The organism is Mesorhizobium sp. WSM3224 (genome assembly GCF_000427725.1).
In the GTDB taxonomy this organism is placed as follows: Bacteria; Pseudomonadota; Alphaproteobacteria; order Rhizobiales; family Rhizobiaceae; genus Mesorhizobium.
Map to the genome: position 1 here is coordinate 19,198 of NZ_ATYO01000037.1, position 17,490 is coordinate 36,687.

At 62.4% G+C, this 17,490-nt stretch carries 19 protein-coding genes; 14 read left to right on the forward strand and 5 right to left on the reverse strand.

What is annotated here, in order from left to right; all coding sequences use genetic code 11:
• Positions 1 to 55: 55 nt before the first annotated feature.
• The 4 genes from pgeF to YU3_RS0131585 all read left to right on the forward strand — a co-directional run bounded on the left by pgeF (position 56) and on the right by YU3_RS0131585 (position 3,775).
• Positions 56 to 844 carry a peptidoglycan editing factor PgeF gene (gene pgeF, locus YU3_RS0131570; protein ID WP_027169942.1) on the forward strand — a complete coding sequence of 263 codons (789 nt, stop codon included), beginning with the start codon at positions 56 to 58 and terminating at the stop codon, positions 842 to 844.
• Positions 844 to 1,995 carry a Xaa-Pro peptidase family protein gene (locus YU3_RS0131575; RefSeq protein ID WP_027169943.1) on the forward strand — a complete coding sequence of 384 codons (1,152 nt, stop codon included), beginning with the start codon at positions 844 to 846 and terminating at the stop codon, positions 1,993 to 1,995. Before pgeF ends, YU3_RS0131575 begins: the two co-directional genes overlap by 1 nt.
• A gap of 55 nt (positions 1,996 to 2,050) precedes the next feature.
• Positions 2,051 to 2,665 carry a hypothetical protein gene (locus YU3_RS0131580; RefSeq protein WP_027169944.1) on the forward strand — a complete coding sequence of 205 codons (615 nt, stop codon included), beginning with the start codon at positions 2,051 to 2,053 and terminating at the stop codon, positions 2,663 to 2,665.
• A 174-nt stretch (positions 2,666 to 2,839) separates the two neighbouring features.
• Positions 2,840 to 3,775 carry a ribose-phosphate pyrophosphokinase gene (locus tag YU3_RS0131585; RefSeq protein WP_027169945.1) on the forward strand — a complete coding sequence of 312 codons (936 nt, stop codon included), beginning with the start codon at positions 2,840 to 2,842 and terminating at the stop codon, positions 3,773 to 3,775.
• Here the strand turns inward: YU3_RS0131585 and YU3_RS0131590 are convergent, their stop codons facing one another.
• Positions 3,776 to 4,327: a dihydrofolate reductase family protein gene (locus YU3_RS0131590; protein WP_027169946.1), complete on the reverse strand. Its 552-nt coding sequence runs from the start codon at positions 4,325 to 4,327 to the stop codon at positions 3,776 to 3,778.
• Between the two features lie 125 nt (positions 4,328 to 4,452).
• Positions 4,453 to 5,322, reverse strand: a complete 870-nt coding sequence (locus tag YU3_RS0131595; RefSeq protein ID WP_027169947.1) for a helix-turn-helix transcriptional regulator — start codon at positions 5,320 to 5,322, stop codon at positions 4,453 to 4,455.
• Between the two features lie 111 nt (positions 5,323 to 5,433).
• On the opposite strand from YU3_RS0131595, the gene YU3_RS0131600 reads away from it, so the two are divergent.
• Positions 5,434 to 6,663, forward strand: a complete 1,230-nt coding sequence (locus YU3_RS0131600; RefSeq protein WP_027169948.1) for an MFS transporter — start codon at positions 5,434 to 5,436, stop codon at positions 6,661 to 6,663.
• A gap of 76 nt (positions 6,664 to 6,739) precedes the next feature.
• Here YU3_RS0131600 and YU3_RS38850 read toward each other — a convergent pair whose 3' ends face one another.
• Positions 6,740 to 8,041, reverse strand: coding sequence for a glycosyltransferase (locus YU3_RS38850; protein WP_084508441.1), 1,302 nt, complete (start codon positions 8,039 to 8,041; stop codon positions 6,740 to 6,742).
• A gap of 154 nt (positions 8,042 to 8,195) precedes the next feature.
• Here YU3_RS38850 and YU3_RS0131610 point away from each other — a divergent pair, with 154 nt between their 5' ends.
• Both YU3_RS0131610 and YU3_RS37910 read left to right on the forward strand, forming a co-directional pair.
• Entirely contained in the window at positions 8,196 to 9,239 is a 1,044-nt protein-coding gene (locus YU3_RS0131610) for a glycosyltransferase (protein ID WP_198021754.1), read from the forward strand.
• A gap of 101 nt (positions 9,240 to 9,340) precedes the next feature.
• Positions 9,341 to 10,153, forward strand: coding sequence for a hypothetical protein (locus YU3_RS37910; RefSeq protein WP_245273714.1), 813 nt, complete (start codon positions 9,341 to 9,343; stop codon positions 10,151 to 10,153).
• Positions 10,154 to 10,238: 85 nt separating this feature from the next.
• Here the strand turns inward: YU3_RS37910 and YU3_RS0131620 are convergent, their stop codons facing one another.
• Entirely contained in the window at positions 10,239 to 11,096 is an 858-nt protein-coding gene (locus YU3_RS0131620) for an alpha/beta hydrolase (RefSeq protein ID WP_027169950.1), read from the reverse strand.
• A 148-nt stretch (positions 11,097 to 11,244) separates the two neighbouring features.
• On the opposite strand from YU3_RS0131620, the gene YU3_RS0131625 reads away from it, so the two are divergent.
• Complete coding sequence (locus tag YU3_RS0131625) at positions 11,245 to 11,688, forward strand: MarR family transcriptional regulator (RefSeq protein WP_027169951.1); 444 nt, start codon at positions 11,245 to 11,247, stop codon at positions 11,686 to 11,688.
• Between the two features lie 27 nt (positions 11,689 to 11,715).
• Here YU3_RS0131625 and YU3_RS0131630 read toward each other — a convergent pair whose 3' ends face one another.
• Entirely contained in the window at positions 11,716 to 12,360 is a 645-nt protein-coding gene (locus YU3_RS0131630; protein WP_027169952.1) for a glutathione S-transferase family protein, read from the reverse strand.
• Between the two features lie 349 nt (positions 12,361 to 12,709).
• Between YU3_RS0131630 and YU3_RS0131635 the strand changes: the two genes are divergently transcribed.
• The 6 genes from YU3_RS0131635 (at position 12,710) to YU3_RS0131660 (ending at position 17,434) form a co-directional block, all read left to right on the forward strand.
• A complete protein-coding gene (locus tag YU3_RS0131635) occupies positions 12,710 to 13,354 on the forward strand; it encodes a 50S ribosomal protein L25/general stress protein Ctc (protein WP_027169953.1) in 645 nt (214 codons plus the stop codon).
• A gap of 24 nt (positions 13,355 to 13,378) precedes the next feature.
• Positions 13,379 to 14,104, forward strand: a complete 726-nt coding sequence (pth, locus tag YU3_RS0131640) for an aminoacyl-tRNA hydrolase (protein ID WP_027169954.1) — start codon at positions 13,379 to 13,381, stop codon at positions 14,102 to 14,104.
• Positions 14,105 to 14,284: 180 nt separating this feature from the next.
• Positions 14,285 to 15,388, forward strand: coding sequence for a redox-regulated ATPase YchF (gene ychF, locus YU3_RS0131645; protein WP_027169955.1), 1,104 nt, complete (start codon positions 14,285 to 14,287; stop codon positions 15,386 to 15,388).
• 19 nt (positions 15,389 to 15,407) lie between these two features.
• Positions 15,408 to 16,382, forward strand: coding sequence for a magnesium/cobalt transporter CorA (gene corA / locus YU3_RS0131650; RefSeq protein ID WP_027169956.1), 975 nt, complete (start codon positions 15,408 to 15,410; stop codon positions 16,380 to 16,382).
• 123 nt (positions 16,383 to 16,505) lie between these two features.
• Positions 16,506 to 16,967: a MaoC family dehydratase gene (locus YU3_RS0131655; protein WP_027169957.1), complete on the forward strand. Its 462-nt coding sequence runs from the start codon at positions 16,506 to 16,508 to the stop codon at positions 16,965 to 16,967.
• The gene (locus YU3_RS0131660) at positions 16,964 to 17,434 is read left to right on the forward strand and encodes a MaoC family dehydratase (protein ID WP_027169958.1); all 471 of its coding nucleotides are present in this window, start codon (positions 16,964 to 16,966) and stop codon (positions 17,432 to 17,434) included. Before YU3_RS0131655 ends, YU3_RS0131660 begins: the two co-directional genes overlap by 4 nt.
• Positions 17,435 to 17,490: the final 56 nt, after the last annotated feature.

Genomic DNA, 17,490 nt, shown 5'->3' on the forward strand with positions numbered 1-17,490 from the left:
CGTCGTCCCAACTTCGCCTTGACGAAGCCGCCCCGCACGGACGACAAACCCAACCATGCTGAATCAGACCAGACCCGATCCGGTGCGCTCGCCGCTCCTTGAAACGGCGCAAGGCATACGTCACGGCTATTTCACCCGCATCGGCGGCGTCTCCGGCGGCATCTATCGGGGACTGAACATCGGCACGGGCTCCAGCGACGACCAAACATTGGTCGCCGAGAACCGGCGGCGCGTCGCCGCCTGGATGGGCGTGCCGGCGGATCACCTATTGACCGCGCACCAGATCCACTCTCCAGACGTGGTGATCGCCAGGGAAGCCTTCGCGGGGCCTCGCCCGAAGGCCGATGCCATCGTCACCGACCGTCCGGGCATCGCCATCGGGGCCTCGACAGCCGATTGCGGGCCGGTCCTCTTCGCCGACGCCCAGGCTCGCATCATCGGTGCCGCCCATGCCGGCTGGAAAGGCGCTTTCACCGGCGTGCTCGAAAACACCGTCGCCGCGATGGAGGGCCTCGGCGCCAGCCGTGAGCGCATCGTCGCCGTGCTTGGTCCCTCCATCGGGCCCGGCAATTACGAGGTCGGGCCGGAATTCGTCGCCCGCTTCATCGAGGCCGATGCCGGCAATGCCCGCTATTTCAGACCATCGAAGACTGCCGGCCACTCGATGTTCGACCTCAACCGATATACGGTCGACCGGCTGCGCAAGGCTGGCGTGACCGCCGAAGGCCTTGGCCGCTGCACTTACGCGGAAGAAGACCTTTTCTATTCCTACCGGCGCACCACACACCGCAAGGAAGCGGATTACGGGCGCCAGGTTTCGGCAATCGTTCTGGAGAAAGAGTAATGGCGCTGCATTTCGAACGTTCGGAATTCGACGCGCGGCGCGACCGGCTGCTGATCGAGATGGCCGAAAAGAAGCTCGACGCCGTGCTCCTGTTCGCGCAGGAGAGCATGTATTGGCTGACTGGCTACGACACGTTCGGCTTCTGCTTCTTCCAATGCCTTGTGGTGAAGGCCGACGGCTCGATGGTGCTGCTCACCCGTTCCGCCGATCTGAGGCAGGCGCGCCATACCTCGACCATCGAAAACATCGTGCTGTGGACCGATCGCCAGGGCGCCAATCCGGCGATCGAGCTGCGCAACCTGCTCAATGACCTCGATCTGCTCGGCGCCCGCATCGGCGTCGAATACGACACCCATGGCCTGACCGCCTACAATGGCCGGCGCCTGGACGAGCAGCTGCAGACCTTCGGCCAGATCGCCGATGCGTCCGGCATCGTCGGCCGGCTGCGCCTGTTCAAGAGCCCGGCCGAGGTCGCCAAGGCGGAAAAGGCCGCCAATCTTTCCGACGACGCGCTGGATGCCGCCTTGCCGCTGATCAAGCAGGGCGGCGACGAAGGGCTCATCCTCGCCGCCATGCAAGGCGCGGTCTTTGCCGGCGGCGGCGACTATCCCGCCAACGAGTACATCATCGGCTCAGGCGCCGATGCCCTGCTGTGCCGCTACAAGGCTGGCCGGCGCAAGCTCACCAAGAACGACCAGCTGACGCTGGAGTGGGCCGGCGTCTTCCACCACTATCATGCCCCGATGATGCGCACCGTTTTGACCGGCAAGGCGTCGAAACGACACCAGGAGTTGTTCGATGCCGCCCGCGCCGCCTTGCTCGCGGTCGAAAAGGCGATGACGCCGGGCAACACCTTCGGCGATGTCTTCGACGCGCATGCCCGCACGCTCGAGGCGCACAATCTGACCAAGCACCGGCTGAACGCCTGCGGCTACTCGGTCGGCGCCCGCTTCACGCCGTCCTGGATGGACATGCCGATGTTCTACCAGGGCAACCCGGAACCGATCGCGCCCAGCATGACGCTGTTCGCGCATATGATCATCATGGACTCCGAGACCGAGACCGCGATGACGCTGGGCCGGACCTACCTCACCACGGAATCGGCGCCAAAGCCGCTGTCGCGCCATGATCTCGACTTGATCGTGCAGTGAATCCATGATGGTTGGTTCACGCGGGGGCGTTCGCCAATAGGGAGTTTTCAGGCAGATGAGACGATCGCAGGTGACGACCGTGTCATTGCTTGCGGCGCTGGCGCTTGGCGCTTGCACCAACGCCAAGGACGTTCTGGAACCTTCAGCCATCACTCCGCCGGCAAGTTCAGCCCAGCCTTTGCCCGCCACGCAGGGCACGTCGACGACCGCCACATCTCCGACCACGACCGCGCCGGCACCTTCGACGGCGCCGTCGTCCACGACACCGGCCACGCCCACCAAGACCGCCGTCCTCGCCAAGACACGGCTGCAGGTGGCGCCAATCGTCGGCGCGTCCGTGGACGCTGCGGCGCCCTTGACAGCGGAACTGCAGACCCGTGCCAGGCAGCGCGGCCTGACGCTTGTCGGCAGCACGGATCAGACGGCGACACATGTGCTGAAAGGCTATTTTTCGACGATGTCGGAGGGCAAGGAAACGACCGTCATCTATGTCTGGGACATCTACGACCCGTCCGGAAACCGGCTGCACCGCATCAATGGCCAGCAGAAGGCGGCTGCGGTCGGCAGCGGCGAGGGTTGGCCCGCGGTGACGCCCGCGACCATGCAGGCCATTGCCGACCAGACGATCGACCAGTTCGCCGCCTGGCTCGGCGGCGGTGGCGCCGGGTGACCAACTGTTTGCCGGCCAAACTGTTGCCGGCTTGCGATGTTTTCCGTGTTTGTTGCGGTCGCCGGAAGGATTCCCCACAACGAGGCTTGCAATACCGGCGCGGGCCGCTAAAAGCCCGCATAAAAGGCATATGAGAGTCTCTCCGGCCTCTCCATCCTTCACCAGGAACGGTGCATGAAGCTTTTCGCGGGCAATTCCAACCGGGTGCTGGCCGAGGCGGTCGCTCGCTATCTCAACATCCCGCTGGGTAAGGCCAGCGTCAGGCGCTTCGCCGATCAGGAAATCTTCGTCGAGATCCAGGAAAACGTGCGCGGCGAGGATGTCTTCATCCTGCAGTCGACCTCTTATCCGACCAACGATCATCTTATGGAACTGCTGATCATGATGGACGCCTTCATGCGCTCGTCGGCCAAGCGCATCACCGCGGTCATCCCCTATTTCGGCTATGCTCGGCAGGACCGCCGCGCCTCGGGGCGCACGCCGATCTCGGCCAAGCTGGTCGCCAACATGATCACCCGCGCCGGCGCCAACCGCGTGCTCACGCTCGACCTGCATGCCGGCCAGATCCAGGGTTTCTTCGACATCCCGACCGACAATCTGTTCTCGGTGCCAGTGATGGCCCGCGACGTGAAGGCCAAATACAAGCAGCTCGGTAATGTCGTCGTCGTGTCGCCCGATATCGGCGGCGTGGTGCGGGCGCGGGCGCTGGCCAAGCGTTTCGACGCGCAACTGGCCATCGTCGACAAGCGCCGCGAACGCCCCGGTGAATCGGAAGTCATGAACATCATCGGCGCTGTCGCCGGCAAGGATTGCCTGTTGATCGACGACATCGTCGATTCCGGCGGCACGCTTTGCAATGCGGCCGACGCGCTGCTCGCCAATGGCGCGACCTCCGTCACCGCCTACATCACCCATGGCGTGCTTTCCGGCGGCGCGGTGGCACGCATCGCCGGCTCGAAGCTGCAAGAACTGGTGATCACCGATTCCATCCAGCCCAGCCAGGCCGTGCTCGACGCGCCGAACATCCGTGTCATTTCGATCGCCGACCTGATGGGTGAAGCGATCTCGCGCACAGCGACGGAAGAGTCGGTGTCGAGCCTGTTCGACTGATTATCGTGCGTAACGCAGCAGCGTGACACCTTGTGCAAGGCGCTCCGTGCCGAGCGGCTTCAACGCCAGTGACAGGCCGGGCTGGAAATACGGCTTGCCGCCGCCCAGCACGACCGGATGCACATAGAGCCGGTACTCGTCGATCAGGCCCGCGCGTGCAAGATGGGCGGCCAATTCGGCGCCGGACACGGAAATCTCGCTGTCCGTTTCCGCCTTGAGCGACCTTGCCACCGCCTCCGCGTCGCCCTTCACCAGACGAGCATTCGGCCCGACCTCTTGAAGCGTGGTTGAAAACACGATCTTCGGCGTTTCCCGCCAGGCGCGCGCAAAATCCCGCTCGACGTCTTCGGCGGCAATCTCTCGCTCGGGGCTGTCCCAAAAGCGCATGACGTCATACATCCTGCGCCCGCACAGCGCGATCGACGTCCGCCTCATCTCGTCGTTGAAATGCTGGTGCAATTCTTCCTCGGGAACCGGCAGGTCGATGTCTCCGCTCGGCCCGGCAATGTAGCCATCCAGCGATGTCAGCATGGCATAGACGATCGTCGCCACCAGCGTTCCTCCGATTTTGCCTCCCCACAAAGAGAAACATAACCGATTGCAATTTGCAATCAGTATTCGGCAAACGGAACCCAGACTGAGAACCGGCGCATCAACTCAATGCTGACGGCGCTGTTTCACGCGGCGATCGGACCACCGATGCGCCGCGGGTTCTCACCGGCATCGCGCGCGCCGCGCATATAGCCGCGCGGCGAGGTTCCGAGCATGCGCTTGAACATGGTGATGAAGGCCGGCACGCTGTCATAGCCGAGATCGAGCGCCACCCTGGTGATCGGCTCGCCGTCGGCGAGCCTCGGCAGTGCCGCGAACAGGCATGCCTGCTGGCGCCAGGTCGAGAGCGACAGCCCGGTCTGGCGATGGAAGGCGCGGGTGAAGGACCGCCGGCTCATGCCCGCGGCATCCGCCCATTCGTCGATCGTCGCATGCGGCGAAGGGGCCGCCACGAAGCGTCGGCAAAGTGCCGCGAGCTTCGGATCGGACGGAAACGGCAAGCCCAGCGGCCGTTCCGGCAGGTTCGGGATCTCGTGCAGCAAAAGTCCCATGACGAGCGCGGCGCGCCCTTCGTACTCGCCGCCCTGCGGCAGCTTCTCCGATTCAACGATCAGGCTGTGCATCAGCTCGGTGATACCGACGACGCGCAAACCTTCCGGCAGGCCGGCAATGGCGTCCGGCATCACATAGACCGAGCGCATCGAGACATCGCCCAGCATCTCCACGGAATGCTCGGTGCCGGCCGGTATCCACATCGCGTGGTCGGGCGGCACCATCCAGCGCCCGTGCCTCGTCGTCACCAGGACCACGCCGACCAGCGCATGCAAAAGTTGGCTGCGGCTGTGGCGGTGCCGCGGCACGTGATAGCCGTCCGGGTACTCCGTCGGTAGCGCGACCGCCGGCCCGACGGCCTGTTCCAGCCATTGCCAGCGGCTTTCATGCAACCGGCCGAGCTCGGCGGCGTCGCCCCTGAATATCTCCCGGCTATTTGGCATCGGATGTGGCCCACTTGCGAAACTATTGGACCAAACCACGAAAGAAGTCGCTTGGCAACAGGCCTATAAGGCCGCCTGCGGTTCGCCGCGAGAAGACCACGGAGCATTGCCTTGACTGATACGACCGCCACCTCCGTCGCCGCACCGGCGCCGGCAAGCAACATCTCGGCGCAAGCGACGGCCTTCACCGTCATTCTTGCGGTGAGCTTCTGCCACTGCGTCAACGACATCATGCAGTCGCTGCTTTCGGCGATCTATCCGCTGCTCAAGGACAATTACGGCCTCGATTTCTGGCAGATCGGCCTTTTGACCTTCACCTTCCAGGTGACGGCCTCGCTGCTGCAGCCGGTGATCGGCATGATCACCGACAAACGGCCGATGCCCTATTCCTTGCCTTGGGGCATGGCCTCGTCGCTGGTCGGCCTGGTGGTGCTCGCTCACGCCGGCCACTACTGGCTGCTCCTGATCGGCGCCTCGCTGATCGGCATCGGCTCGGCGATCTTCCATCCGGAATCCTCGCGCATCGCCCGCTTCGCCTCGGGCGGCCGCTTCGGCCTCGCGCAGTCGCTGTTCCAGGTCGGCGGCAATTTCGGCCAGGCGATGGGGCCGCTGCTCGCCGCCTTCATCGTCGTGCCGTTCGGGCAGACCAGCATCTCGTGGTTCACCATCGGCTCGCTGATCGGCATTGTCGTGCTGTGGCGGGTGGGCGGCTGGTACAGCCGGCTGCGCGCCTCGATGGCCACCCGCAAGCAGGCTGCCCACGTGTCGCCCCTCGCGCGCAAGAAGGTCATGTGGGCATTGGCCGTGCTGACGCTGCTGGTGCTGACCAAGAACGCCTATATCGCATCGCTTTCCAGCTACTACACCTTCTACGCCATGCATAAGTTTGGGGTTTCGGTGCAGATGAGCCAAGTGATGCTGTTCCTGTTCCTCGGCGCCTCGGCGCTCGGCATCCTGCTCGGCGGCCCGTTCGGCGATCGCTACGGCCAGAAGGCGATGATCTGGTTCTCGATCGTCGGCGTTCTGCCCTTCACGCTGGCGCTTCCCTACGCCAATCTGGAATGGACGATGGTGCTGACCGTGCTGATCGGCCTGATCCTGTCGTCGGCCTTCTCCAACATCGTCGTCTTCGCCCAGGAGCTGATGCCGGGCCGCGTCGGCCTGATCGCCGGCATCTTCTTCGGCTTCGCCTTCGGCATGGGCGGCATCGCCGCCGCGGTGCTCGGCGTCGTCGCCGACATCAAGGGCATCGACTTCGTCTACCAGATCTGCTCGTACCTGCCCTTACTCGGCCTGTTGACGGTGTTCCTGCCCAACATGAAGGAAGCAAGGAAAGCCTGATTGCCGGCGAGCGCCGGAAAAACCGGAGCAAGACACGCGCCTCATGGAGGATGTCTTTCCGTCGGTCCGGGCTGGGTCAGTTTCTTCTCCGCAGACCCAGGCGCTGCGAAAGCGCGGTGAGAAGGCGTTTGGGACCGCTGACAGACCGCAGCATGAGCAAATTCGCTGACGCGCCGCGCTCCCGCCTCGGTAAGGCTGCGAATTGGTCGGGAAGGTCTTGCAGCGTCGCCGTCCAGAGCAGCCGGTCCAATTGCGCAACATCGGCAGATCTCGGATCGTAACGTTCGCTCCGCAGCGCCTTCACAAGCAAATCCTGGAAATCCGCAGGGTTGTCCGCCAGTTGGACATTCCGCAGGTGCTTGAAATGTTCAAAGCCGCGAAACGCAAAGGAAGTCGCTACGATCGACTTCCGGTTATACAGCGCTTCGGCAGTCTTAATGTTGGTGCCGCCGCCTTCGAGTATCGGAAGGATCACGACATCGGTGATCTCGATCAGCGCGCTGAGGGTCCCGGCATCCTGCACGCCGAGCAATTCGGTTCGGGCATGATTGACGTCCCCACCGAGCAGAAATCTTTGATCGCTCTGGATCTGACCGGCAACGCCTCCGACTACCACAATGCGTTCGGCAGGTGACAGGAAGCCGAGGTCCGGCTTCGTCAGTTCAAGAAATCCATTGGCATTGGGTGGACGGCCCGACCCGACGAACAGCGCCGTACGCAGGCCGGCAAACCGCGATGCCCAGCGGTCGAGGCCGACGGGCATTTCTCGCGGCCATATGCCGTTGGCGGCGACCACCACGCCTGGATTGAGCTTGCGAAAATAAGCGGCATCCTGCTCGCTGACGGCGACAACCAGGTCCGCCTTCGAAGCAAGGTCGGACTCGATGTCCGCCGCGCGTCGAGCGCTCCAGAGGTCCGTTTCCGAGCCCGGTATGGCGGCTTCTCGCGCCAGCAACTCCTGTTCGACGTTCTGCGAACTGTACACGATTGAAAAGCGGGCCTTTGGCTTGCATGTCTCCATGTACCCGCGCAAAGCCGGCCAAAGCCAACATTGCTCCAGCGCGATGATATCAGGCCGGAAGTCGTCGAGGAATTTTGCGATTTCGCGGCGATGGGACCTGCTGCTCGCGATGAATTCGGCAGTGGCGACGTCGGAACGCCATTTGCGTCTGGCCATCTTCTTGCGAAACCGGCGCGGCATCTCGATGAAAAGATCGCCGGCCTCCATCTCCCGCCTGGCGCTGCGGTTGGGAGTAACGACGATATGGCGTGTTTCCCATCCACGATCCCGCAATACCCTGTGGATGGCATTTGCCCTTAACTGACCGCCATGGACCGGCCGCCAGATCGAAAACGTTCCCAGCGAAACATACCTCATCGGATCGGCGTGATAGGGCGACCGCTGGCATGGAATGGCGGTCTCGACATCGCATTCATTTTCTCGCTCCCGTATCCAAGTGGGACGCTACCATTCGACGCCGAGTCTGGACATGATGTTGGCGGATGGATGCGAGGTACGCCTTGGGCGGAACTTGGCGATTTTCAAAGGTGAGAACATGGGCGCCAACACCCCCCGAATAAGCGGCTTCGTCATCACCTATAACAGCGGCGAGATTCTCAAGACATGCCTCCGCTCCCTCCGATTTGTCGACGAACTGATTGTCGTCGACAAATCATCGACGGACAAAACACCTTCCGTGGCAGCCGCCTACGCCGACAAGGTCATCTCTGTCCCGTGGTCGCCGCTGCCCACTGAGACGAGGTTCGTTGCCTACGAAGCATGTTCCCATGATTTTATCCTCTATCTGGACCACGACGAATGCCTCAGTGTCGAAGGCATCCATTGGGTGAGGGAAAATGCAGGCTCGCATCCCGCTGGCGTTTTCCGCTTCCCGAAGCGCGAATATATCCTAGGGCGTCACGACGAAGACGCTTATTACTGGCCTTCCTACAATATACGTGCTTTCCGCCGAGGCTCGGCTGAATTCGTTTCAACGCTTCATGAGGAGGTCGGCCGCATAAAAGGAGATGTCCATGATGTCCCCCATGATAGAGGTGTGTGCATTCATAATCTGTCCCACCGGGACACTCATCAATGGATCGAAAAGACCAATCGCTATACCAACGTGCGAGACAGGGTTTCTTCTTTCGACGCCGCCACGCCGCTGGAAACCTTCGCCCAAGAGCGAATAGCCTTCTGGCTGGCCCAGTCGAAATCCCGGTCCGACTATGTTGTCTCAGCAGCGCTTCTGCGGGCAGTCTATGACATTGTGGATAGGGTGAAGCTCTGGGAAGCGCAGGACGGTCTGGATGGCGACCGAGCCTTTGCCGCCGTCTGCGCTGAATTGGAGGCGACTTACGATATCGCGGATCGGGCGAAGCTCTGGGAGGCTCAGGGCGGCCCTGACGGGAAAGCGGTGTTCGCTGCGGTCCGCGCGGAACTGGAAGCCAGGAACGATGCATTCAGGCCCCGGCACCGCCGGGCAAATGCGAAAATTCCGCGGCACGGACAAAAGCCTTCGCTCAAAGCTGCTATGAAGAAGATCGGCTCGCGTCTGATGGGAAAAAAGGGTTGACGCCGGGAAACGTTCGAAACCCTTCTCCATTGCGTATCCTGACCTTTCTGGCCCGCCATGGGACAGCCAGATATCCCACCGCGCTCCAGGATTTGAGGGCGATGTTCGCCGCGCAGATGCCCGACGTGGCACACCATGTGCTTGTGATCGACAATTCCCTGCCGGAGGGTCAGCGCGCCAACCTTGATGGCGGAATCGAATTGATCGGAGGCTCAAACTCCAGCTGGGAATTCTCCGCATGGGACAACGGCATTGCCCATTTCGGCAAACGTGTGAATGACTATGATCTGGTCCATCTCGCCACGTCTGCATTCGCTGAATATACGCCGGACCATCTCAAGCTGATCGATCAGAACGTCGTGCGGCATCTGCCAGGCTTGAATGCAGTGCTCGGCCATGTCGATTTCTACAATGAACCTGGGGCGATGTTTGGAATTCCCTCGCAGGCATGGCTCCGCAGCTCGTTCATTTTGCTGCAACCCAGGCACTTGAAAGCCCTGGGATCGATGGTCGGTGTGACCGACGGCGCGCAGATTTTCAGCGGGGATCCGCTTGCGCCCTTCCGGGAAGACGCGCCAATCTCGTACAGCTACAGGCAGCTATTGGTTGGATGGCTTACCGGAGCCGGGACCGGGCAAGGGCCTGCATGGCACTCCAGGTTCGATCTCACAGGCGAAATGCTGCCTTTTTTCGAGAGCAAGGCAAAAGCGATCCTCAACGAGCAGATGCTGACGAACCGGTTGCTCGCGATTGGCTGTACGATCGTCGATATCACCTGGTTTGCACGAAAGGCCAAGGCTGCGAACAGCATATCCTTGGGCGACATCCCCGATTGGCGAACTCAGCTTCGACCAAGGGTGGGGGCCAAATTCGCGCGCCTCCTCGGTAAGCCCGGTCGAGGGAGACGGCCCTAGCAGATAAGACCGGGCACGATTTCGTGCCTCATCCTCCTTGCAGCACCCGCCCGGCGGCGGGTGCCTTCGTGTTTGGCGACCGGCCTCAGGCTCTGAAGAAGGCCAACAGGTCGGCGTTGATGACATCGGCGTGGGTCGTCGCCATGCCGTGCGGAAAGCCCTTGTAGACCTTGAGCTCACCCTTCTTGAGCAGCTTGATCGAAAGCAGCGCGGAGTCGGCGATCGGGACGATCTGGTCGTCGTCGCCATGCATGACCAGTACCGGCACGTCGATCCTCTTCAGGTCCTCGGTGAAGTCGGTTTCCGAGAAGGCTTTGATGCAGTCGTAATGCGCCTTAGCGCCGCCCATCATGCCCTGGCGCCACCAATTGTCGATGACGCCTTCGGAAACCTGGGCGCCTGGACGGTTGAAGCCGTAGAACGGACCGGCGGGCACGTCATGGAAGAACTGGGCCCGGTTGGCCGAAAGCGCCGCGCGAAAACCGTCGAACACCTCGATCGGCAGGCCGCCGGGATTGGCCGGCGTCTTCAACATGATCGGCGGCACCGCACCGATCAGCACGGCCTTGGCGACGCGGCCTCCGCCGCCATATTGGGCGACGTAGCGCGCGACCTCGCCGCCGCCCGTCGAATGACCGACATGGATGGCGTCCTTGAGGTCGAGATGCCTGGCAAGCGCCGCCACGTCGGCGGCATAGGTGTCCATCTCGTTGCCGGTGTCGGTCTGGCTGGAACGACCATGGCCGCGCCGGTCATGGGCGATGACGCGGTAACCTTTTGACAGGAAGAACAGCATCTGGGCGTCCCAGTCGTCGCTGCTCAGCGGCCAGCCATGGTGAAAGACGATCGGCTGACCAGTCCCCCAATCCTTGTAGAAGATCTGCGTGCCGTCCTTGGTGGCGATCGTGCCGCTGCCCGAGCCTGACTTGGTCTGCGAGGTCATCTCAATCTCCTTTTTAAATGCCGCGATAAACAATATCGCGATAAGCATCTTCGTAGTGGAGATCGAAACCCTTGTCCACGAAAATATATATCGCGATATCATTTTTCGTGGTACACAATGGATGCTCAGTCGGCAAAAGGAATGCGCCGTGCCTCTCCCGTTGGACAATCAGCTCTGCTTCACGCTCTACGCCACCTCAATGGCGATCAATCGCACCTACAAGCCGATGCTGGACGAGATGGGGATCACCTATCCGCAATATCTGGTGCTCAATGCGCTGGGAGAGGCGGACGGCATGTCGGTGGGCAGCATCGCGCATCGGCTCGCCTTGGAATCGAGCACCATTACGCCGCTGGTGAAACGAATGGAGCAGGCTGGCCTTGTCACCCGCCAGCGCAGCCAAACCGACGAGCGTCAGGTGCAGGTGGACCTGACCTCCAGCGGACGAACCTTGCTCGTCCAGTGCAATTGCCTGAACGAGACCCTGATCGAGCGGTCAGGAATGAAACTGGCTGAGCTCGATGCCTTGAACCGGCAAATCCGGGCGCTGCGCAATGCGCTGAATGGCGGCCTAGTGGTCGATACCGTCTGAGACGGATGAGAAAGGGTCGGATGCGGATCAGGCCTCGATCGTCACCGGCGGCAGTTGGGGCGCCTCCAACCCCTGGAACGGGTCGCGCCAGGCGTCGATCGCCTCGAGCCGGCCATACCACCGCCGGATCGACGGATAGTCGTCGAGCGGCAATCCGGCGACGTCGTTGAAGGGCAGGAACGTCGCCATGCGGAAGTCCGCGTAGGAGACGGAAGCGCCGGCCAGCCACTCCCGCCCGGAAAGCTCGGGCTCGAGGACTGCCGCGGCTCTATGGAACTGCCTGAGCCCCTCCTCGACGAGCGCCTGATCGATCGGACCGATGCCATAGCGCTGCTTGGTTCCGCGCTCGAAATGCACCATGTCGCAAGCGAATGCGAACCGTTCCTTGCCCCAGCTTATCCAGCGGATCATGTCCGGCTCGCCGTCACCGGTGCGCCAGAAATCCGCATGCGTCTCGCGCGAAAGCCGGCAGGCGATGGCGTCGGCCTCCCACAGGCTCCATCCCGTTCCTACGAGTATGGGCAATGTCAGATTGGGGTTGAGCGCGCGATAGCGTTCGGCCTGCCCCGGCGCCGTGGGCGATGCGAACTCAAACGCGATCTCAGCCTTCAGATGGCGCGCCGTCGCGACCGCGAGGCGAGGATTGGGATTGCGGCTGAACAGCAGTTTCATATCGGTCCTCGTGGGTAGGTTGCATGCCGCAGGACGACTGAAATCCGTCCAGTCCTACATTTGTCACAAATGGGATTGTCGGTTTATGCTTTGGGAGCTGAAAAAGCACCCTGCAAGCCTTCCAGCCCAACCGCTTGCGCCTTCGCCTACCTTCCGCTATAGAGCCGCCACCCGCGTAGACACCCTTGGAGGCAACGCGGAGGAAGGCCGGCCAGGCCTGCTTGATCCCCAGACGCATTTGGATCGCCAAACGCATCGGACAGATCGTGCAAGGCCGCGACGGCTTTCGACGTTTGCGGCTGGCCTCGTGCTTGCCGCAAGCGCTCCATAACACGCGAAAGGAAATGCCATGAGCCACGATGCTTATGAGCTCAAAGCCGAAGCGCGCGAACAGGTCGGTAAGGGGTCCGCCCGTGCAGTTCGTCGCAACGGTAAAGTGCCTGCAGTTATTTACGGCGACAAGCAGCCTCCCCTGGCGATTGCGCTCAACTACAAGGACCTCTTCTACAAGATCCATGGCGGCGGGTTCCTGACCACGATCGCCACGATCGATGTCGACGGCAAGAAGATCCAGGTCCTGCCGAAGGATTTCCAGCTCGACCCGGTCAAGGATTTTCCTGTCCATGTCGACTTCCTGCGCATCGGCAAGGACACCCAGGTCAATGTCGACGTGCCCGTCCACTTCATCAATGAGGACAAGTCGCCCGGCATCAAGCGCGGCGGCGTGCTCAACATTGTCCGCCACGAAGTCGAGTTCCACTGCCCGGCCAACGCGATCCCGGAATTCATCACCGTCGATCTCACCGGCACCGACATCGGCGACTCGATCCACATCTCGTCGGTCCAGCTGCCGGCCGGCGTCAAGCCGGTCATCTCCGATCGCGACTTCACCATCGCGACCGTTGCCGGCTCGTCGGCGATGAAGCCGGAGACGGAAGCGACGACCGAGGCGGCCGAGTCTGAAGAGGCGGCTCCCGCCTCCGAAGAGAAGTAATTTCTTCCGCGCCAGGAGACGGCGATGCTTGTCTTTGCAGGCCTCGGCAATCCGGGCGCGAAATACGAAAACAACCGGCACAATGTCGGCTTCATGGCGGCGGACGCGATTGCCCGCCGCCATTCCTTTTCGCCCTGGTCGAGAAAATTCCAGGGTCTGATTTCAGAGGGCACGCTCGGCGGCGAGAAGGTCCTGCTCATCAAGCCGCAGACCTTCATGAATCTCTCCGGACAGTCGGTCGGCGAGGCGCTGCGCTTCTACAAGCTCGGACCGGCCGCGCTTACCGTTTTCTATGACGAGATCGACCTTGCCGCCGGCAAGCTCAGGGTCAAGGTCGGCGGCGGTTCCGGCGGCCACAACGGCATCCGCTCGCTCGACCAGCATGTCGGCAACGCCTATCGCCGGGTGCGCATCGGCGTCGGCCATCCAGGCGTCAAGGAGATGGTGCACGGCCACGTCCTTGGCGATTTCGCCAAGGCCGATCGCGAATGGCTCGATGTCCTACTCGGGGCAATCGCCGACGACGCTGGCTTGCTGGCCAAGGGCGACGACAGCTCGTTCATGAACCGCGTCACGCTGGCCTTGCGCGACAAGCTCGTGCCGACAAGCGACGACGACCGCCCGCCGCCCAAGGCGCCGAAGCAGCAAAGCCATGTCCGCCAGGCGCGTCCGCAGCAGCCGGCGGTCAAACCGCCCGAAAGCGGCCCGATGGCCGCCATGCTGAAGAAGCTGTTCGGTGGCAAGGACTGAACCTCGACAGAATCGCAGCAGAGCGATGGCGGCGCTGACTTCCACAATTGGTGGACCTTCGCCACAAGTTGGAACCGTCATGGGTCTGAAGCGATGCCGAGGATCGCAAGGGCTTGACGTTCATCACCCCTATCGCCCATAGCCCACATCAAAATCGAATTCCGACAGGACTGGACGAACATGGGTTTCAAATGTGGCATCGTTGGCTTGCCCAACGTCGGCAAGTCGACGCTGTTCAACGCTTTGACCAGGACGGCCGCGGCGCAGGCCGCCAACTATCCTTTCTGCACCATCGAGCCGAACACCGGCGAGGTGGCGGTGCCGGATCCGCGCCTGGAGAAAATCGCGGCGATCGGCAAGTCGAAGGAGATCATCCCGACCCGCATCTCCTTCGTCGATATCGCCGGTCTGGTGCGCGGCGCCTCCAAGGGCGAAGGGCTGGGCAATCAGTTCCTCGCCAACATCCGCGAGGTCGACGCCATCGTGCATGTGCTGCGCTGCTTCGAGGATGACGACATCACCCATGTCGAAGGCCGCATCGACCCTGTCGCCGACGCCGAGACGGTCGAGACAGAGCTGATGCTTGCCGACCTTGAAAGCCTCGAGCGCCGCATCGCCCAGATCCGCAAGCGCGCCGCCGGCAAGGATAAGGAAGCCATGGCGGTCCTGCCGATGATGGAGGCAGCGCTTGAACTGCTGCAGGCCGGCAAGCCGACGCGCCTCCTGCTCAACGGCATCGCGCAGGAGGATCTGCGCATCCTGCAAGGGCTGAACCTGCTCACCTCACATCCCGTTCTCTATGTCTGCAATGTCGCCGAGGCGGACGCCGCCACCGGCAACGAGCACACCAAGGCGGTGGAGAAGATGGCGGCCGCGCAGGGCGCCGGCACGGTGGTGATCTCGGCGGCGATCGAGGCGGAAGTCGCTCAGCTTTCCGACGAAGAGGAAATGGAGTTCCTTGCCTCGCTCGGCCTCGATGAGCCGGGCCTCAACAAGGTGATCCGCGCCGGCTACGAACTGTTGCAGCTGATCACCTATTTCACCGTCGGGCCGAAGGAGACGCGCGCCTGGACGATCCACAAAGGCGACAAGGCGCCGCAAGCGGCCGGCGTCATCCACACCGACTTCGAACGCGGCTTCATCCGCGCCCAGACGATCGCCTACAACGACTTCGTCACGCTGGGCGGCGAAGTGGCGGCCAAGGAAGCCGGCAAGGCGCGCGACGAAGGCAAGGAATATGTCGTCCAGGACGGCGACATCATGCTGTTCAAGTTCAACACCTGATCCGCCAGGAGACCCGGCGATGATAAAAACCTTCGTCGTGGACAATGATCGCCTGCGCCTCACCGAGGATCTCTCGGCCGATGGCGACAGGGTCGTCTGGGCCGATCTCTTCAACCCGACCAAGGAGGAAGAGGCGCGCATCGAGAGCTGGCTAGGCATCGCCATCCCGACCCGCGAGGAGATGGAAGAGATTGAGATTTCGAGCCGCCTCTACATCGAGGACGGCGCCTACTTCATGACCGCCGTGCTGCCGGCGCAGACCGAGGCCGACGACCCCTTGATGTCGCCGGTGACTTTCGCGCTCGCCGGCAAGAGGCTGATCACCATCCGCTACCATGAGCCCAAGGCCTTCAAGACCTTCCCGCTGCGCGCCGAGAAAGTGGCGACCGGCTGCACCAGCGGCGACACCATCCTGATTGGTCTTCTCGAAGCGATCGTCGACCGGCTCGCCGATATCCTTGAGCGCGCCGGGCGCGATGTGGAAGCGATCTCGCGCGACATCTTCGAGGCGCGCTCGACCAAGGCCTCGAAGCGCAACCGCGATTTCCAGGAGCTTTTGAAAGGCATCGGCCGCAAGGAGGACCTGGCTTCCTCCGTCCGCGACAGCCTGATCTCGCTGCAGCGTCTTGCCGGCTTTCTCGCCCATGTCGCGGACCAGACCAAGATGAGCAAGGATGTGCGGGCTCGCATCAAGACCCTGTCGCGCGATGTTCTCTCGCTCGCCGACCACGCCACCTTCCTGTCGCAGAAGATCTCCTTCCTGCTCGACGCCACGCTCGGCATGATCTCGATCGAGCAGAACGCCATCATCAAGATCTTCTCGGTCGCCGCCGTCATCTTCCTGCCGCCGACGCTTGTCGCCTCGATTTACGGCATGAACTTCGACATCATCCCCGAGCTCAAATGGGAGCTCGGCTATCCCTTCGCCATCGGCCTGATGGTGCTCTCGGCCATCCTGCCCTTCTGGTATTTCCGCCGCCGCGGCTGGCTTTGACGCCATCGGCCGGCGACGGCTGCCTTGGCTGGCTTGCCAGAAAGGGCTTGACCAAATCGCAGTTGGCCTTCATCCGGGGTGCCCGACCTGAGGGATCGTACATTCGTCAACCGGATTGCCGACATGACCGGAAAGACTTGGGCTTATGAGGATTTCGTCGAGGGCGCCTCGCTCGACCTTGGCAGCAAGGACGTAAGTGCTGCCGAAATCATCGAATTCGCCAGCGAGTTCGACCCGCAGCCGATGCATCTCGACGAGGCAGCAGGCAAGGCGAGCATCCTCGGCGGGCTTTCGGCTTCGGGCTGGCACACCTGCGCGATGTTCATGCGCATGCTGTGCGACGCCTTTCTGCTCGATTCGACCTCGCAGGGTTCGCCTGGCATCGAGCATGTGAAATGGAAGAAGCCGGTGCTGGCCGGCGACCGTCTCACCGGCAAGCTCACCATTCTGGCCAAGCGTCAGTCAAAATCCAGACCTCAACTTGGCCTCATTACGATGCGCAGCGAGCTCGTCAACCAGCACGGCGAGAGTGTCTTCGAGCTTGAGAACACCGGCATGTTCCTCACCCGCGAGGCCATGGCATGACGCTCGACGAGTATTTCCTCATCGGTGAAACCGTCACCCTTGGCTCGCACAGGTTCGAGCCCGAAGAGATCAAGGCGTTCGCCAGAAAATACGATCCGCAGGTCTTCCATGTCGATGAAGAGGCGGCGAAGAAAAGCGTGCTTGGCGGGCTCTGCGCCTCGGGCTGGCACACAGCGGCCACCTGGATGAAATACAACCTCGAAAAGCGCATGGAGACCGAAGGCGTGCGCTGGACCGGCCCTGGCCCGCAGCCCGAATTCGGCCCCTCGCCGGGCTTCCGCAACCTGAAATGGCTGAAGCCGGTCTATGCCGGCGAGACGGTGACCTTCACCCGCACCGCGCAGGCGCACCGCCCGCTTGCCGGCCGCCCGGGCTGGAACCTGCTCACGCTGCGCTCGGAAGGTTTCGATTCGACCGGCGACAAGGTCATCGAATTCGACAGCGCCGTGCTGGTGAAGGTGGGGTGAGGCGCCCTTTCCTTCTCCCCTTGTGGGAGAAGGTGGATCGGCGCGCAGCGCCGAGA

Excerpts from the sequence above, each read along its gene's own strand:
- pgeF (WP_027169942.1), top strand. The coding sequence starts at position 56 with ATGCTGAATCAGACCAGACCCGATCCGGTGCGCTCGCCGCTCCTTGAA.
- YU3_RS0131575 (WP_027169943.1), top strand. The coding sequence starts at position 844 with ATGGCGCTGCATTTCGAACGTTCGGAATTCGACGCGCGGCGCGACCGG.
- YU3_RS0131580 (WP_027169944.1), top strand. The coding sequence starts at position 2,051 with ATGAGACGATCGCAGGTGACGACCGTGTCATTGCTTGCGGCGCTGGCG.
- YU3_RS0131585 (WP_027169945.1), top strand. The coding sequence starts at position 2,840 with ATGAAGCTTTTCGCGGGCAATTCCAACCGGGTGCTGGCCGAGGCGGTC.
- YU3_RS0131595 (WP_027169947.1), bottom strand. The coding sequence starts at position 5,322 with ATGCCAAATAGCCGGGAGATATTCAGGGGCGACGCCGCCGAGCTCGGC.
- YU3_RS38850 (WP_084508441.1), bottom strand. The coding sequence starts at position 8,041 with ATGAGGTATGTTTCGCTGGGAACGTTTTCGATCTGGCGGCCGGTCCAT.
- YU3_RS37910 (WP_245273714.1), top strand. The coding sequence starts at position 9,341 with ATGTTCGCCGCGCAGATGCCCGACGTGGCACACCATGTGCTTGTGATC.
- YU3_RS0131620 (WP_027169950.1), bottom strand. The coding sequence starts at position 11,096 with ATGACCTCGCAGACCAAGTCAGGCTCGGGCAGCGGCACGATCGCCACC.
- YU3_RS0131630 (WP_027169952.1), bottom strand. The coding sequence starts at position 12,360 with ATGAAACTGCTGTTCAGCCGCAATCCCAATCCTCGCCTCGCGGTCGCG.
- YU3_RS0131635 (WP_027169953.1), top strand. The coding sequence starts at position 12,710 with ATGAGCCACGATGCTTATGAGCTCAAAGCCGAAGCGCGCGAACAGGTC.
- pth (WP_027169954.1), top strand. The coding sequence starts at position 13,379 with ATGCTTGTCTTTGCAGGCCTCGGCAATCCGGGCGCGAAATACGAAAAC.
- ychF (WP_027169955.1), top strand. The coding sequence starts at position 14,285 with ATGGGTTTCAAATGTGGCATCGTTGGCTTGCCCAACGTCGGCAAGTCG.
- corA (WP_027169956.1), top strand. The coding sequence starts at position 15,408 with ATGATAAAAACCTTCGTCGTGGACAATGATCGCCTGCGCCTCACCGAG.
- YU3_RS0131655 (WP_027169957.1), top strand. The coding sequence starts at position 16,506 with ATGACCGGAAAGACTTGGGCTTATGAGGATTTCGTCGAGGGCGCCTCG.
- YU3_RS0131660 (WP_027169958.1), top strand. The coding sequence starts at position 16,964 with ATGACGCTCGACGAGTATTTCCTCATCGGTGAAACCGTCACCCTTGGC.